Genomic DNA, 16495 nt, shown 5'->3' on the forward strand with positions numbered 1-16495 from the left:
ATTTGCTGAAGCGAGGCCAACTGGTCACGACTCAGTACCCGAATTTCTTGACGACCATAGAGCATTGGAACCACCTGATCCCATCCCGAACTCAGCAGTGAAACGATGCATCGCCGATGGTAGTGTGGGGTTTCCCCATGTGAGAGTAGGTCATCGTCAAGATTAAATTCCAGAACCCCTGTTTGCTTACGCAGACAGGGGTTTTGTTTTGGGCGCTTGGAAAGTGCGAAGAGGCTCATCGCGATAGTCTTCAGTGCGTCCTTGCCGTGGTTTAGTAAAGGTCCTTTGAGCATTTGTGCCGCGATCTTCAAGCTGCAAGATCATACAAGAACGGTTGACCCTTCCTTCGATAGCCTGACAATTCTCACCTACCAGAGGATTGGTCATGGCTCAGCAACAGCACTCAGCACAACCTGTAAATCTCGCGCAAAAGGCTTCGCTCATCAGTGAACAGTGGAGCCCGAGAGTCGTAGCCGAGATGAACGACTACCAGTTCAAGGTTGTACGCATCGAAGGCGAGTTCATCTGGCACTCACATCCAGAAACCGACGAGGCGTTTCTCGTGCTTGAAGGGATACTGCGTATCGACCTTCCGGAAGGTCCCGTGTATGTGGCGCCGGGGGAGTTGTATGTCGTTCCTCGCGCAATAGAACACCGGACGGCCGCCGAAGGCGAAGCCAAACTGATGATGATCGAACCTCGCGGCATCTTGAACACCGGCCATGAAGGGGGAGACCGCACCGCCATGAACGACCAGTGGATCTGAAATCCATCTGCTGTTCGAGGCCACCGTCGTCATCTGGCAACAGTGGCCTCATCCCCCGATGCTCGGTGCCGCCTGACTCAACGGCACCACAAGGCCCTTCCAGGCTACCGTTTGGGAAATCGATGCAAAGTGTTTCTGCATTTTTGCTATGGTTCAGCACATTTTCACAAGGATTGATCTTTCATCCGCAGGACGCGGCGTCGACCTTTTTCAACGAGATGCTGTAGAAATGCCTGAACCGATACCGATCAAAGACCACGAAAACGAAAACCGCCTGGTCAACAAACGCCTGCTCGCCTGCGCCTTGTTGGTGATCGGCATCACCTGCGCCCTGGTGGGCCGCCTGTATTTTCTGCAGGTCGTGCAATTCGACTATCACTCGACGATTTCTGAAAACAACCGTGTCCACGTACTGCCCATCACGCCGACTCGTGGCTTGATCTACGACCGCAACGGCGTTGTGCTGGCTGACAACCGCCCAAGTTACAACCTGATCATCACCCGCGAGCGCACCACCGACCTCAAGGGCGAGCTGGACGCGATCGTCAGTCTGCTGCACCTACCAGCAGAAGACCGCGCCGTGTTCGACAAGGCGCTGAAGCAGGCGCGGCATCCTTTTGTGCCGGTTACGTTGTTTTATGAGCTGACCGAAGAACAGATCGCCGAACTCGCCGTCAACGAATTCCGCCTGCCCGGCGTAGACGTCGAACCGCAATTTGTTCGCCACTATCCCCTGGGCGCGCACTTCGCTCACTCCATCGGTTACGTTGGCCGCATCAACGAAAAAGAATCCAAGACCCTCGACTCGGTGGAGTACCGCGGCACGCAGTCCATCGGTAAGACTGGCATCGAGCGGTTCTACGAGTCAGAGCTGCATGGCCATGTCGGCTATGAAGAAGTCGAGACCAACGCCCAGGGACGCGTACTGCGCGTGCTCAAGCATACCGACCCGATCCCCGGCAAAAACATCGTGCTGAGCCTCGACGTCAAACTCCAGGAAGCGGCTGAAGAAGCCCTGGGCGATCGCCGTGGCTCCGTGGTGGCCCTCGACCCGCAAACCGGCGAAGTACTGGCCATGGTCAGCAAGCCCAGCTTCGACCCCAACCTGTTCGTCACCGGCATCAGTTTCAAGGAATATGCCGCCCTGCATGATTCTATCGACCGTCCGCTGTTCAACCGGGTCCTGCGCGGTCTCTATGCGCCGGGCTCGACCATCAAGCCGGAAGTGGCCATCGCGGGTCTCGACAGCGGGGTAGTGACCGCCCAGACCCGTGTGTTCGACCCCGGTTACTACCAATTGCCCGACTTTGACCACAAATACCGCAACTGGAACCACAGCGGTGATGGTTGGGTGGATATGGACGCGGCCATCATGCGCTCCAACGACACCTATTTTTACGACCTGGCCCACAAGCTGGGCATCGACCGCCTGCATGACTACCTGGCCGAATTCGGCCTGGGCCAGAAAGTCTCCCTGGACATGTTCGAGGAGTCAGCTGGCCTGATGCCGTCCCAGGCCTGGAAGCGCGCGACACGGCGCCAACCCTGGTTCCCGGGCGAAACGGTGATCCTCGGCATCGGCCAGGGTTATATGCAGGTCACGCCGCTGCAATTGGCCCAGGCCACCGCGTTGATTGCCAATAAAGGCGTGTGGAATCGACCGCGCCTGGCCAAGACGATCAACGGCGTGGCGCCAGTGGACGAGCACCCGATGCCCAACGTGGTCCTCAAGGACCCGCGTGACTGGGAACAGGTCAACCACGGGATGCAACTGGTGATGCACGATCCCCGCGGGATCGCCCGGGCGGCCGCGCAGGGTGCTCAATACCGGATTGCCGGCAAGAGTGGTACCGCGCAGGTGGTGGCGATCAAGCAGGGTGAGCGCTACAACCGCGACAAAACCCTGGAGCGCCACCGTGACAACGCGCTGTTTGTCGGGTTTGCGCCGGCGGAGCACCCTCAAATCGTGATTTCGGTGATGATCGAAAACGGCGAGGCCGGTGGCCGGGTCGCAGGCCCGGTGGTGCGCCAGATCATGGACGCCTGGCTGCTCGACCACGAAGGCCACCTGAAGCCGCAATATGCGACGCCGAGCAAAGCCCCCGGCGATCCCCACGTCTGACTCACACCTGCCATTCGTCCCACTGCGCCACGCCCTCATGTGCCAGCCACGGCACATCATGGGCCGTCCAGATATGCGCGGTGGGCCTGACACCCGGATCATCGTCCAGCGTCGCCACCCGCACAATCACATGGGGCTGATGCCCACGCTCGGCCATCAGATGTGAGCCACAGCGGGAGCAGAAGCGCCTGAATTTGCCTGGCGAAGATTCGAAGGCCGCCAACAGTTCCTCGCCCTGCGTCCAGCGAAAATGTTCACGCATCACGCCTGCGGTGCTCACAAACGCCGCCGCATGCGCCTTGCGGCAGCTATCGCAGTGGCAGTGGCTGATGGGCATGTCCAGGCTGTCCACCTGGTAGCGCACGGCTTTACACAAGCAACTTCCATTCAACGGGTCAGTCATAACCTATGGCCGGGTCAACAATGGGGGCATCATCATCGCGCAGAACCCAAGGTTGCGCATTGGTCGATGTCGCCTACTGTCAATGGAGGAGGTGACGTATGCACGTATCAGATCGAATCGAACGGAAAGTCCTACTGAACGCTCCACGCAAAAAGGTGTGGGAGGCGCTCACCGATGCCGAGCAATTCGGCCGCTGGTTTGGCATCGCCCTCAAGGGCAAGACCTTTGTCGCCGGGGAAACGATCGAAGCGCCGATCACTTACCCAGGTTACGAACACGTGATCTGGAAGGCCAGGATCGAACACATCTTGCCGCAGACGCGGTTTTCGTTCTCGTGGCACCCCTTCGCCGTAGAAAAAGGCATCGACTACGACAAGGAAACACCGACGCTGGTGGAGTTCACCGTTGAAGACCGCGCCCCGGGCATTTTGCTGCGGGTTGTTGAATCCGGCTTCGACGCAGTGCCCGAAGCCCGCCGCCTGAAAGCCTTCAAAATGAATTCCCGCGGATGGGACGAGCAAATGCGCAATATCGAAGGCTACCTGAGCCACTTCCACCAAGGCATCGCCTGAGGCGATTGCGCGCTGTGTGCGCGTTAACGTGCCGCGTTTGGCCGGATGCCGGGTAGAATCACGCCCTGAAAGTGATTCCTGAGGTGCGGCACGGTGGATTTACAGCAGGGTTTTGTCCTGACCCGGCATTGGCGCGATACCCCGGCGGGGACGCAGGTCAGCTTCTGGCTGGCCACCGACCAGGGGCCGAGGTTCATCCGCCTCCCCGTGCAAAGCTCGGTGATGTTCATCCCCGAAGCCCATCGCAAACCGCTGGATTGGCTGCTCAAGGGCGAGCGCGATATCGAATTGCGCCCGCTGGAGCTGTGCGATTTCCATCACCGCAAGGTCTTGGGCCTCTACACCCGCCAGCATCGGCAACTGATGGACCTGGAAAAGCGCCTGCGCGCCGCCGGTGTCGATGTCTACGAAGGTGACGTGCGCCCGCCCGAGCGTTACATGATGGAGCGTTTCATCACCGCCCCCGTGTGGTTCGACGGCACGCCCGACGCCACGGGCGCGCTGCTCGACGCGCAGATGAAACCCGCGCCCGACTATCGCCCGCCGCTCAAACTGGTGTCCCTGGACATCGAGACCACCGCCCAGGGCGATCTGTATTCCATCGCCCTCGAAGGCTGCGGCGAGCGCCAGGTGTACATGCTCGGCCCGCCGAACAAAACCGATGCGGTGGACTTCAAGCTCGACTACTGCGACACCCGTGGCCAATTGCTCGAACGCCTCAACCAATGGCTGGCCACGCATGACCCCGACGCGATCATCGGCTGGAACGTGGTGCAGTTCGACCTGCGCGTGCTCCACGAACACGCCCAGCGCCTCAACGTGCCGCTTCTGCTCGGCCGTGGCGAAGAGCCCATGACCTGGCGCGAACACGGCAGCCGCAATCATTACTTCGCGGCCGCGGCGGGGCGGCTGATCATCGACGGTATTGAAGCGCTGCGCTCGGCCACCTGGAGTTTTGAATCCTTCAGCCTGGAAAACGTCGCGCAAACCCTGCTCGGCGAAGGCAAAGACATCTCCACGCCCTACCAGCGCATGGACGAAATCAACCGCATGTTCGCCGAGGACAAGCCGGCCCTGGCGCGTTACAACCTCAAGGACTGCGAACTGGTCACGCGGATTTTCGAGAAGACCGAGCTGCTTAAGTTCCTGCTGGAACGGGCCAGTGTCACCGGCTTGCCGGCCGACCGCAACGGTGGCTCCGTGGCCGCATTCACCCACCTGTACCTGCCGCTGATGCACCGCCAAGGCTTCGTCGCGCCGAACCTGGGCGACAAACCGCCCCAGGCCAGCCCCGGCGGGTTTGTCATGGATTCGCGCCCCGGCCTCTACGAATCGGTGTTGGTGCTGGACTACAAAAGCCTCTACCCGTCGATTATCCGCAGCTTCCTGATTGATCCGGTGGGCCTGGTCGAAGGCCTCAAGCACCCCGATGACAGCGCGTCGGTGGAAGGCTTTCGCGGCGCCCGGTTTTCCCGTACCCGACACTGCCTGCCCGCCATCGTCGCGCGCATCTCCGAAGGCCGCGAAGAGGCCAAGCGCGAACACAATGCACCGTTGTCCCAAGCGCTGAAAATCATCATGAACGCCTTCTACGGCGTACTCGGTTCCAGCGGTTGCCGGTTCTTCGATACGCGCCTGGCGTCGTCGATCACCCTGCGCGGCCATCAGATCATGCGCCAGACCCGCGAACTGGTCGAAGCCCAGGGCTATGAAGTGATCTACGGCGACACCGATTCCACTTTCGTCTGGCTCGGCAGCGCGCATTCCCAAGAGGACGCCAGCCGCATCGGCCAGGCGCTGGTGCAGCACGTCAACGATTGGTGGCGCGCGCATTTGCACACCGCATTCGGCCTGCACAGCGCCCTGGAGTTGCAATACGAAACCCACTTCACGCGCTTCCTCATGCCGACCATTCGCGGCGCCGAGGAGGGCAGCAAGAAACGTTACGCCGGGTTGGTGGTGCGCGGCGATGGCAGCGAAGAAATGGTCTACAAAGGCCTGGAAACCGTGCGCAGCGACTGGTCGCCCCTGGCCCGGCAATTCCAGCAGGAGCTCTACCATCGTATCTTCCACCGCCAGCCCTATCAGGATTACGTGCGCGACTACGTGCGGCGCACCTTGAGCGGCGAATTCGACGAGCTGCTGATCTACCGCAAGCGCCTGCGCCGGCGGTTGGACGACTACGAGCGCAACGTCCCGCCCCACGTGCGCGCCGCGCGCCTGGCCGACGACTACAACGACGGCATGAACCGCCCGCGCCAGTACCAGCGCGGCGGTTGGATCAGCTATGTGATCAGCGTCAACGGCCCGGAACCGCTGGAAGTGCGCCAGGCCCCGATCGACTATGACCACTACGTCACCCGGCAATTGCAGCCTGTGGCCGATGCGATCCTGCCGTTTGTGAATGACGACTTCGGTACCCTGGTCGGCGGGCAAATGGGCCTGTTCTAAACTGTTTGCCTCGCGCGGGTGAGCGTCTACGCTGTTGGCGTGCTCGGCAATTGCTACGCGACACCAAGGAGGAAACCCCATGTACACGCTCTATGGCACCGACGACTCCGGCTCATGCATGATCGAAATTGCTCTGCAGCGTTGCGCGGTGCCATGGCATCGGGTAGACGCCAGCTCCTGGCAGGACGGCGAGGGCAGCGAAGCGCTCGCGCGTATCAACCCGCTCAAACAGATCCCCACGCTGGTAACCCCCGATGGCCAGGTGCTGACCGAAAGCGCGGCGATCCTGATCCACCTGGGCCTGGAATTCCCTGCCGCCAACCTACTCGCCGGCAACCGCGGCCAGATCCTCCGCGGCCTGGTGTACATCGCCGCCAATTGCTACTCGGCAATCGGCATCATTGACTACCCGACACGCTGGCTGGGCGACGCCGATGAGGCCGCGCAAGCACAATTGATCAGCGGCACGCGCTGCTACCTGCACCGGGCCTGGTTGGTGTTCGCCGATCAGTTTGCCGACCAATTGTTCGCCGCCGATCAGCAGCCGAATGCCCTGGGCATCATGGCGGCGGCGGTGTCGCGCTGGGATGCGGCGCGAGAAGCGCTGCACGCCTCGCGGCCGGCGTTTGCGCAGACCCTGGACAGGGTGGATGCCGATCCGCTCGTGGCGCCTGTGTTTGCTCGGCATTGGCCGGAGTGGGAGGTCTCTTAATGTTTCGGCAACCAAAAGAAACAATGGCCGCCAAACCGCCCCATCCCTTGCGTAGCCGGCGTCCTGGCCTACGCTTTCTCAAGGTGGTGTAGGAATCATCCTTGAATTTGGCTGTCGCAGACATGAAACTCAAGAACCCTGCATGGAATTCAAAGGAGGTGCGCATGCTCATCCGGTCGCTGACCCTGGCTACCTTGATGGCTTTTACGGGGCCGCTGTTGGCTGCTGCTGATATCAACCCGCTCAAGCAGGATTTGGGCAAAGCCCGGCCGCTGGTGGTGGTGGAGCTTGATTCCGGCAATGAAACATTGGTCAAGCTCAAGAAACAGCTGGACGAGCCCGCCACCAAGCAGTCCTTTGAAGAGCGCGGCATGGTGTTGTACACCGTGAAGTTCGGCAGCATCGGTGCCGAAGGGGAGATGTTCGCCAAAGACCCGAAGGACAACAAGAAGCTCACACCGCCTGAAACCAACGCGCTGATCCGCGCCCTCAAATTAGGCGCTGGCAGCGGCACCAAAGTGATCCTGGTGGGCAAGGATGGTGAGAAGAAAGTTGAGAAGACCGTGCCACCGGATGCCCTCGACTTGAAGGACTTCTTTAGCGCCATCGATCAGATGCCGATGGCCGAGAAAGAAGCGGCTGCCGCTGCAGAGCCCGAACCTGTCGCACCCGCTCCGGCCAAGGGCGCCAAGCCCGCCAAACCGGCAAAACCTGGCAGCAAACCGGCCCCTCAGCCATTGGATGACTGAGGCCTATCCTTCTGCGGGCGCGCGCCCGTAGATATCGTCAAAACGCACAATGTCGTCTTCGCCCAGGTACTCGCCGCTCTGCACCTCGATCATCACCAACTCGATGATGCCGGGGTTGGTCAGGCGGTGTTTGTGCCCGGCCGGAATGTAGGTGGACTCGTTGGCGTTGATCAGCAATTCCCGCTCGCCATTGGTGATCTGTGCGGTACCGCTGACCACCACCCAGTGTTCGCTGCGGTGGTGATGCATCTGCAACGACAGTGACGCCAGCGGCTTGACCACAATGCGCTTGATCTTGAAGCGCGCACTTTCCTCCAGCACGGTGTAGGTGCCCCATGGTCGCGTCACTGTGCGGTGCAGATTGTACGCCGGATGGTTCTGGCGCTTGAGCTCGGCCACGATGTGGCGCACATCCTGGCTGCGATTGGCATCGGCGATCAGCAGGGCGTCGGCGGTGTCGACGATGATCAGATCGCGCACGCCCACCGCGCCGAGTACGCGCTTGGGCGAGTCGATGTAGCAGTTGTGTACGTCATGCAGAATCGCTTCGCCATTGACCTGGTTGCCCTGGGCATCGCTGGGGGTGAGCTGGCGCAGCGCTTCCCAGGAGCCGATATCGCTCCAGCCAATGTCACAGGGCACCACGGCCACCTGCGCGGACTTCTCCATCAGCGCCACGTCGATGGACAGGTCCGGTGCGTGGCCGAAGCCTTTGGCATCCAGTTCACGCTGGCGCGAGGTTGTATTCTGCAGGCTCTGGCTGTGCGCCAGCGCAGCCTTGGCGGCCGCCAGCACCTGCGGGGCGTGGGTGGTCAGCTCGTTCACCAGGGTGCTGGCCTTGAAGCAGAATATGCCGGCGTTCCACAGGTGCTTGCCGCCGTCGAGGTAGCCTTGCGCGGTGGCGAGGTCGGGTTTTTCGACAAAGCGGTTGACCCGGTTTCCCACACCCAGCGCGGCACCTTGTTCGATATAGCCGAAGCCGGTTTCGGGGCGATCAGGCTCAATACCAAAGGTCACCAGATAGCCGGCTTCGGCCAGCTCGCGGGCCTGGCTCACGGCCACGGCAAACGCGGTTTCATTGAGGATCAAATGGTCGGCGGGCATCACCAGCAACGGGGCGTCGTCGCCAAAGTGCTCCTGCACATGCAGCGCCGCCACGGCAATCGCCGCTGCCGTGTTGCGGCCGAAGGGCTCCAGCAACAAGTCCAGGCGCAGTTGTGCGTTGTTCACCAGACGGTAGTCATCCAGGGTGCGAAACAGCAGGTCACGGTTGGTGACGGTGAGCACGCTTTCCACACCGGGCAGGCGGCTGGCGCGCAGGAAGGTTTTCTGCAGCAGGCTCTGGCCATCGCGCATGTGCATGAACGGCTTGGGCATGTTCTGTCGGGACACTGGCCACAGTCGGGTACCCGAACCGCCGGAAATGATGCAGGGAATTAATCCGTCGTGGGTATTCATCAATGGACTTCTTGGGTGGAAAGGACGGCCCACGCCTTTGGGATCAAGTGTGATCGCAATCGCGCTGACCCGCATCATCGGCGACTAGCCGCGCAGCGGCAACTGCGACGTGTTGAGCATCAGGCAGGTGTTCAGCGCGCCTGCCCGCGCTGAACGGCGACGCGTGTCAACCCAGTCGAGCTGCCGCCCGCGCAGTGATCTCGCCCCGGACCTTGCGCGACTCGGTCGTGCGCTTGTTGGCTTCTTCCAGCACAGACGTGGGCGCGGTATCCGGCCGGCCTGAATTGAACGGCGGCGCCGGTGCGTATTCGATCTGCAACTGCACCAGTTGCGCGGTCGCTTCGTCGTACAGCTCAGCCGCCAGGGTCAGGGCGAAGTCGATCCCTGCGGTAATCCCGCCGCCAGTGAACAGGTTGCCGTCACGCACCACGCGCGCCTGAACCGGGATGGCGCCGAGCGGGGCGAGCAGGTCGTGGTAGGCCCAATGGGTGGTGGCCTTGCGACCGCGCAGCAAGCCGGCTGCACCGAGCACCAGCGAACCGGTGCACACCGAGGTGACATAACGCGCGGTGAGCGCCTGGGCCTTGAGGAAGTCGAGGGTCTGCGGGTCTTCCATCAACGGGCCGACGCCGCTGCCGCCGGGGACGCAGAGCACATCCAGGTGCGGGCAATCGGCGTAGGTCATGGTCGGCGTGAACACCAACCCGGTGCTGGATGTGACCGGCGCCAGGTCTTTCCACACCAGGTGCAATTTCACATCCGGCAACGAACCCAATACGTCATAGGGGCCGGTGAGGTCGAGTTGTTGGATGCCGGGGAACAACAAAAAGCCGATCTGCAAGGTCATGAACGAAGCTCCGATAAAGGGTGGACGGCTTCACTCTAGAGGCCTAGGCTTTGGCGAATACGCCATTGAACCCACATATCACGCCAATCATGCCTCGACTCATTTACGTACTCGCTTTTGATAATGCCCAAGTGCTCGACGTGACCGGGCCTTTGCAGGTGTTCGCCTCGGCCAACGACCTGGCGCGCCAGCGCGGTGCGCCGTTGCCCTACGCGGTCTCGGTGATCGCCGCCCAGGCAGCGCCGGTGATGACCTCTGCCGGCCTGGCGCTGGTGGCCGAGCCGTTGCCGGCCGTCGACACGCCTTGCGACACCCTGATCATCGCCGGCGGCTGGGGCGTGTACGGCGCCGCCGAAGATCCGGCGCTGGTGGACTGGGTGCGCGAAAAAGCCCGGCACACCCGGCGTATGGCGTCGGTGTGTACCGGGGCTTTTCTGTTGGCGGCCAGTGGCTTGCTCGACGGCTGCCGCGTGGCGACCCATTGGACGCGCTGTGAAGAGCTGGCGCGCAAATTCCCGGCGCTGACGGTGGAGTCCAACCCGATTTTCATCCAGCAGGGCGCGGTGTGGACGTCGGCCGGAGTGACCGCCGGTATCGACCTGTGTCTGGCCCTGGTGGAAGAAGACCTGGGGCGTGCCGTGGCCCTGGAAGTGGCGCGGCACCTGGTGGTGTTCCTCAAGCGTCCCGGGGGGCAATCGCAATTCAGCGTGACCTTATCATTACAAAAAGGCGACAGCCGCTTCGCCGAGTTGCACGCGTGGATCGCGGAACACCTGACCCTCGACCTGAACCTCGCTACCCTGGCCGCCCAGGCCGGCATGAGCGAGCGCAGTTTCGTGCGCCATTACCGCGCCGAAACCGGCCAGACCCCGGCGCGCGCGGTCGAGTTGATCCGCGTTGAAAGCGCCCGCCGGCAACTGGCGGACAGCAGCGCATCGATCAAACGCATCGCCGTGCAGTGCGGGTTCGGCTGCGAAGAGACCTTGCGGCGCAGCTTCCTGCGGGTCTTGTCAGTGACGCCGCAGGCCTATCGCGAGCGCTTTTCGCCAGTGGCCTAGGCGAGTAATTCCAGGAGCGCCGCAAGGGTCGCTTGCGGCGCTTCCTGGGGAATATTGTGGCCCACGCCGGGCAGCACCTGCCGCCGATAGACGCCGCTGAAGTGCTGCGCGTCTTCATCCTCCAGCGGCGGGGGGCCTACGCCATCGTCGGCGCCGCACAGCGAAATCGTCGGCACCGTGATCGTCGGTTGCAGCGCCAGCGCCTGTTCGATGGACGCCAGTGCGGGATCGCCCGGCGCGTACATGAGCATAGAGGTGCGTATGTGAAGCAGCGGAGGGGCGATGCGCATGGTGGGCTCCTGTCGGCTGGGCGATGATTGCTGATGAAACTAGTGCCGATCCGCTCAAGCCACAAGTCTGAGAGCGTCGAGGATCAAGTGTGTCCTGCATCCAGGTTGGCTGACTCACCGCCAGCGTTGGCGTTCAAGGTTGCCACACCGTCTTCTCGCCGCTCAATTTGCGGTCCAGAAACGTCGCTGCGCTGATCAGCGCCAAATGGCTCAACGCCTGAGGCATATTGCCCAAGTGCCGCGCCTGGTTGTCGAACTCTTCGGCGTACAACCCCAGCGGGTTGGCATACCGCAGCAACTGTTCAAACTCCAGATGCGCCTTTTCCACCTGCCCGGCGCGGGCCAGGCATTCGACGTACCAGAACGAGCAGGCGGCAAACGCGCCTTCGGTGCCTGGCAGGCCGTCGATCTGGCTGTCGTCGTTGCGATAGCGATAGACCATGCCGTCGCGCACCAGGCTTTTCTGGATCGCTGCGAGGGTCGAGAGCCAGCGCGGATCGGTGGCGGCGACGAAGCGCACCAGCGGCATCAGCAGCATCGACCCGTCCAGCGCGGTGCTGCCGGTATGCTGCACAAAGTGCCCGCGTTCTTCGTTCCAGAAGTTACCCCAGATATCCGCGTAGATCGCCTGGCGCGTCTGGTCCCAGCGCGCGAACGGCGCCGGTAGCGAGCGCTTGGACGCCAGGCGAATCGCACGGTCCAGCGCGACCCAGCACATCAGTCGCGAATGCAGGAAGTGGTGCTGCTCGCCGCGCATCTCCCAGATACCCACGTCTTTGCGGTTCCAGATGTCGCAGACCTGATCCGCGAGCTCGACCGTGTGTTTCCAGCCTTCGTGGGAAATGGCTTCGCCGTATTTGTTGACCAGGTAAACCGCGTCCATCAACTCGCCGTAGATGTCCAGTTGAACCTGGTCGAACGCCTCGTTGCCGATACGCACCGGCGTCGCACCGCCATGCCCGCGCAAGTGCGTCAGTTGGGCTTCCGGCAGTTCCTGGCGGCCGTCGATGCCATACAGGATGTTGATCTTGGCGGGCTGGTCGCTGCAGTCGCTGACCCGGCCTCTGAGCCAGCGCATGTAGTGATTGGCCTCTTCGACAAAACCCAGGCGCATGAAGGCGTAGACCGTGAACGAGGCGTCGCGTATCCAGGTGTAGCGGTAGTCCCAGTTGCGCTCGCCGCCGGGCGATTCCGGCAGGCCGAAGGTGGCGGCGGCGATGATCGCGCCATGCTTGCGCGAGGTCAAAAGTTTCAGGGCCAGGGCCGAGCGATTGACCATTTCGCGCCAGCGCCCGCGGTAGTTCGATTGCGCGATCCAACCTCGCCAGAATTTCAAGCTATGCGCCAGCGCCAGGTCGGTGCAACTGCTGTCGACGCGTGGGTCGTCTTGCCCGCCGAGGACGAATTCGGCGCCTTCTTCCTGGGCCAGGACGAAGCTGGCCACTGCGGCGTTGTCGTCTATCTGCATGGGGTGGCTGCTCGACAGGCGCAGGCCGGGCTGGCCGTCGGCGGCGAAACACACGGTGCCGTTGTCGAGGCTGGCATGGGTGGGCGTGCGCGCATAGTCGTGACGCACGGCGCAGCGCAGGTGGATCGTCACCCGGCCGCTGACCGCACGCACGCGGCGAATCAACAGGGGCAGGTCGTCGATCTCCTCACTGATGGTCAAAAAGTCAGTGATTTCCACCACGGAGTCATCGCTGAGCCAGCGGGTTTGCAGCACGTTGGTGTCGGGCAGGTAGATCTGCTCGCGGCGGGCGTTGGGCAGGTCCGGTGTCAGTTGGAAAATGCCGGCGTCGGGGGTGTCGAGGAGCGCGCAGAAAATCGAGGGGCTGTCGAACTCAGGCCAGCAGAAAAAGTCGATGCTGCCCTTGTCGTTCACCAGTGCGGCACTGCGCATGTCGCCGATGATGCCGTGGGCATCGATGGCGCTCTGAGGCTCGTTCTTGAAATCAACCATTGCCGCGATACTCCGGGAAAAGGCGCAAGCCGCCCTCGATAAACAAGGTGCTGCCAGAACGGGCAGCGGTGACCCAAGCGACTTGTTGCTCCAGCGAGAAATGCATCAGCTACCGACCTTTGAGTTGCGTTCAGTTAGCTGACTGGCAGGGCACCGCACAAGTTCACGTAAAAAAGCCCGTCAGCTCAGCCGGCGGGCATTCGCCGATTGAGCACGCTCTTGATGACTGAGCCTTTACGCCGACCCCGGCGATGGGGCGGGTTGCGCCGAAACCGCTTGGGAGGGGGATGAGTTCCTTATCCCGGCAGATGCTCTTCCTACCCGGCAGTTGGAAACTTTCAGCTCTCTCAGGAACCGACTCCCACAGTTCTGCCACACAGGATAAGCCTGCTTCCGCTGGTTTCCTTTACGATTTGTCGATCGTTGGGCGGCTGGGACGGTGAGGTAAGGCGTCTGATCAAACCGAACTGGAGAACTAAATGTCGGTATCAGTATTCCATCAGTCTGTCGCTCATTCCTCTGATGAGAAGTCTCTCAGAGGCCACATGTCCACTGCCGAGTGGTCTACGACCTCGTCAGCCAGCCAGAGCTCGTTCTGGGATTCGTATCACTTCGGCTCGGCATTCGGCAGCGCGGCGTCACGCCCGCACTTTGGCCACGGTCATTTTCACCCGGGGCCGCCGCCACGTCCGCTGCCTGATGCTGTGCGCCCGAACCCAGGCCCACCTCCGCGCCCAACTCCCGAGCGGCCGGACCCGTATTACTCGAAGCAAAGCAACCAACAACTGGCCCAGGCGCTGCTGAGCAATTATGGCGCGTTCAAGGGGGGACAGTATTCGCGGAAAGTCACGCTCGAAAGCGTGAAACAAATGGCCAATCGACCGTTGACCGGTAATCCCCAGATGGACGCCAATATTCGGCTGGCGAAGGAACTGATGCGGCGTCCCGATCTGCTGCGGGCGCTCGATCGAAACATGAGTACCGGGGCTTCGGATGGTCGCTTGTCCAAGGACGATATTCTGAGCCTCATTGGTTCAGATAACCCCTTTAAACTCAAAGACGACAAACAACTGGTCAAAGAAATGCTCGGCCATTTCCATCAGTTGAAGGGGAGCAGCCGAGGCGACACCATAAAGCTCGACAAGCTCAAAGAACTCGCGGCGCAACCATTGACGGGCAAACCCTCCACTGACCATCTCATCCAATTGGCCAAGGAAGTCATGTCCCGTTCGATTCTGCAGGGGCGGATGGATAACGTTGACGAGTGGCAGCGTGACGGCAAGATTTCGCGACGCGAATTGCTGAAACTGCTGCGTTAACTCTGGCACAGCCGAATGCCGCGTCACCCGCGGCATAGGTTGGCGAGCGTGTTGAGCAGGAAGCACCACTTCAACCAGGCAGGAACCGCTTGCGAGGTTTTACCACGAGGACATTGCCTTCAGCCGTTGAATGGCTATTGGTGTCTTCATCTACCGAATCAGGTGTGGACGATGAATCCGACATCATTTGAATCTCAACCCTCCCAATACACTGTTGCGACCTTGGCGATACCTGCACGGGAAGCCGGAGTCCAAAGCAAATCCCGTTCGCAGGCGCTCAACCTCACGTCGTCGCCGAAGTTCAGCTTCAGGGCGCCCACTGCCGAAGATTTCGATAAAGGTTCTCGAGCGCTCATGGAAGAACCGGTGTCCAACCCAGTGCTTTCAACGCTCGCCGGTTTATGGAGCAAGTTGTCCTGCCGTCCCGCCAATAACGCCGACCGGCATTTAGGCTAGCCGTTGTACCGTTCTGCCCGGGAAAACGATAAGGCAGAGAAAAAGCGATCAGGCGTGCATGAGCTACTTGAAGGATTCAGGCCGCTCATGTCTTTTGTTCATACCCGCAGTATTTTGCCGCTGACCGCCACCGCTGCCAGCAATCCCCCGATCAGCAGGAAGGCGGTCGCCAGGCTGCTGCCATGGGCAATGAAGCCGATCACCGCAGGCCCGGCCAGAATGCCGGCATACCCGAGGGTGGTGATGGCCGGCACGGCAATGTGTTCCGGCATGACGGTCTGCTTGCCGACCGCGGAGTAGAGTACCGGGACGATATTTGAGCAGCCGGCGCCGACCAATGCGTAGCCCAGCAGAGACATTTCCCAGGCTGGCGACAGGGTGGCGAGGAAGATCCCGGCCGCCGCCAGCGTTCCGCCTGCGACGATCACCCGCGCAGCTCCCAGTCGACGCACAATCCGGTCACCGCTCAGACGGCCGGCGGTCATGGTCAGGGCAAAGGCTGCATAACCCAGGCCGGCATAGGCTTCATCCAGGCCGCGTTCAGCGCTGAGGAACACCGCGCTCCAGTCGAGCACGGCGCCTTCGGCCAAAAATACGATGAAACACAAGCAACCGATAAACAGCACCACGCCATGGGGAATGGCAAACGGCGGCCCTGAGCTTTCACTGCCGTAGGGCAACCAATGCGGGCCGGCCTTGAGCAGCGCCAGCGCCATGATGACGATCACCACCAGAGTCGCCTGCAGCGGCGAAAACCCCAACCCCAGCAGCCCGGAGACCCCCGCGGCACCGACGATGCCCCCCAGGCTGAACAACCCGTGGAAGCCCGACATCATGGTTTTGCCGCTGGCGCGCTCAACGATTACCGCTTGCAGGTTGACCGTGGAATCGACCGTGCCCAGGCCCGCGCCGAACAGGAACAGAGCGGCGATCAGCAGTGGGATCGAACTGACGGTGGCCAGCATGGGCAGGGCCAGACAGAGCAGAATCGTCCCGGCGCTCAGTACGCGCCGGCAACCATAACGAGAGGCCAGTGCGCCGGCCATCGGCATGGCGATGATTGATCCGACGCCCAGGCACAACAGCAACAGGCCCAGGGTGCCCTCGTTGAGTTGGGCGCGGGCCTTGGCATACGGCACCAGCGGTGCCCAGGCAGCGATGCTGAAGCCGGCGATGAAGAAGGCAATACGGGTCGACATTTGCTCCAGCCGCCCGGGAACCACGGGCGCTGGGGTGGGGATGGCAGTCATGGAAAATCCTTGGTTTTGCGTTCAGCGAACGATGTCCGGCGCGACATCCTTGCACATCAGGCCCCAGCGAGCGAGCCAGGTT

At 61.7% G+C, this 16495-nt stretch carries 13 protein-coding genes, 1 rRNA gene and 1 pseudogene; 9 read left to right on the plus strand and 6 right to left on the minus strand.

The annotated features are described in order from the left end of the window. The first annotated feature begins 46 nt into the window (after positions 1–46). The 3 genes from rrf to mrdA all read left to right on the plus strand — a co-directional run bounded on the left by rrf (position 47) and on the right by mrdA (position 2888). Positions 47–162: ribosomal RNA gene (gene rrf, locus J2Y83_RS09035) — 5S ribosomal RNA — on the plus strand. A gap of 223 nt (positions 163–385) precedes the next feature. Next, positions 386–766 (plus strand): cupin domain-containing protein, encoded by a 381-nt coding sequence (locus J2Y83_RS09040; protein ID WP_253394580.1) that lies wholly within the window; start codon positions 386–388, stop codon positions 764–766. A 229-nt stretch (positions 767–995) separates the two neighbouring features. Then, positions 996–2888: a penicillin-binding protein 2 gene (gene mrdA / locus J2Y83_RS09045; protein ID WP_253394582.1), complete on the plus strand. Its 1893-nt coding sequence runs from the start codon at positions 996–998 to the stop codon at positions 2886–2888. A gap of 1 nt (position 2889) precedes the next feature. On the opposite strand, the gene J2Y83_RS09050 is transcribed toward mrdA, so the two are convergent. Then, positions 2890–3291, minus strand: coding sequence for a GFA family protein (locus J2Y83_RS09050; protein WP_253394584.1), 402 nt, complete (start codon positions 3289–3291; stop codon positions 2890–2892). A 98-nt stretch (positions 3292–3389) separates the two neighbouring features. On the opposite strand from J2Y83_RS09050, the gene J2Y83_RS09055 reads away from it, so the two are divergent. The 4 genes from J2Y83_RS09055 to J2Y83_RS09070 all read left to right on the plus strand — a co-directional run bounded on the left by J2Y83_RS09055 (position 3390) and on the right by J2Y83_RS09070 (position 7775). Further along, the gene (locus J2Y83_RS09055) at positions 3390–3863 is read left to right on the plus strand and encodes an SRPBCC family protein (protein WP_253394586.1); all 474 of its coding nucleotides are present in this window, start codon (positions 3390–3392) and stop codon (positions 3861–3863) included. A 93-nt stretch (positions 3864–3956) separates the two neighbouring features. Then, positions 3957–6314 carry a DNA polymerase II gene (locus J2Y83_RS09060; protein ID WP_253394588.1) on the plus strand — a complete coding sequence of 786 codons (2358 nt, stop codon included), beginning with the start codon at positions 3957–3959 and terminating at the stop codon, positions 6312–6314. A 79-nt stretch (positions 6315–6393) separates the two neighbouring features. Further along, positions 6394–7026, plus strand: a complete 633-nt coding sequence (locus tag J2Y83_RS09065) for a glutathione S-transferase family protein (protein ID WP_253394591.1) — start codon at positions 6394–6396, stop codon at positions 7024–7026. Positions 7027–7190: 164 nt separating this feature from the next. Beyond that, positions 7191–7775, plus strand: a complete 585-nt coding sequence (locus J2Y83_RS09070; RefSeq protein WP_253400361.1) for a DUF4174 domain-containing protein — start codon at positions 7191–7193, stop codon at positions 7773–7775. Positions 7776–7778: 3 nt separating this feature from the next. On the opposite strand, the gene J2Y83_RS09075 is transcribed toward J2Y83_RS09070, so the two are convergent. Together J2Y83_RS09075 and inhA are read right to left on the minus strand one after the other, a co-directional pair. Then, positions 7779–9233: a mannose-1-phosphate guanylyltransferase/mannose-6-phosphate isomerase gene (locus tag J2Y83_RS09075; protein ID WP_253394593.1), complete on the minus strand. Its 1455-nt coding sequence runs from the start codon at positions 9231–9233 to the stop codon at positions 7779–7781. A gap of 166 nt (positions 9234–9399) precedes the next feature. Continuing rightward, on the minus strand, positions 9400–10080 hold the full coding sequence (gene inhA / locus J2Y83_RS09080) for an isonitrile hydratase (RefSeq protein WP_253394595.1): 681 nt from the start codon (positions 10078–10080) through the stop codon (positions 9400–9402). Between the two features lie 89 nt (positions 10081–10169). On the opposite strand from inhA, the gene J2Y83_RS09085 reads away from it, so the two are divergent. After that, positions 10170–11138 carry a GlxA family transcriptional regulator gene (locus tag J2Y83_RS09085; protein ID WP_253394597.1) on the plus strand — a complete coding sequence of 323 codons (969 nt, stop codon included), beginning with the start codon at positions 10170–10172 and terminating at the stop codon, positions 11136–11138. On the opposite strand, the pseudogene J2Y83_RS09090 reads toward J2Y83_RS09085, so the two are convergent. Together J2Y83_RS09090 and J2Y83_RS09095 are read right to left on the minus strand one after the other, a co-directional pair. Continuing rightward, positions 11135–11386 (minus strand): annotated as a pseudogene (locus J2Y83_RS09090) (alpha/beta fold hydrolase); the annotation flags it as partial. The gene J2Y83_RS09085 and the pseudogene J2Y83_RS09090 overlap by 4 nt on opposite strands. Positions 11387–11561: 175 nt before the next feature. Further along, on the minus strand, positions 11562–13388 hold the full coding sequence (locus J2Y83_RS09095; RefSeq protein ID WP_253394598.1) for a glycoside hydrolase family 15 protein: 1827 nt from the start codon (positions 13386–13388) through the stop codon (positions 11562–11564). A gap of 479 nt (positions 13389–13867) precedes the next feature. On the opposite strand from J2Y83_RS09095, the gene J2Y83_RS09100 reads away from it, so the two are divergent. Further along, positions 13868–14707, plus strand: coding sequence for a hypothetical protein (locus J2Y83_RS09100; RefSeq protein ID WP_253394600.1), 840 nt, complete (start codon positions 13868–13870; stop codon positions 14705–14707). 554 nt (positions 14708–15261) lie between these two features. Here the strand turns inward: J2Y83_RS09100 and J2Y83_RS09105 are convergent. Further along, positions 15262–16413, minus strand: coding sequence for an MFS transporter (locus J2Y83_RS09105; protein WP_253394601.1), 1152 nt, complete (start codon positions 16411–16413; stop codon positions 15262–15264). Positions 16414–16495: the final 82 nt, after the last annotated feature.

Origin of the sequence: Pseudomonas marginalis (assembly GCF_024169655.1) — a bacterium.
Classification (GTDB): domain Bacteria; phylum Pseudomonadota; class Gammaproteobacteria; order Pseudomonadales; family Pseudomonadaceae; genus Aquipseudomonas; species Aquipseudomonas paraveronii.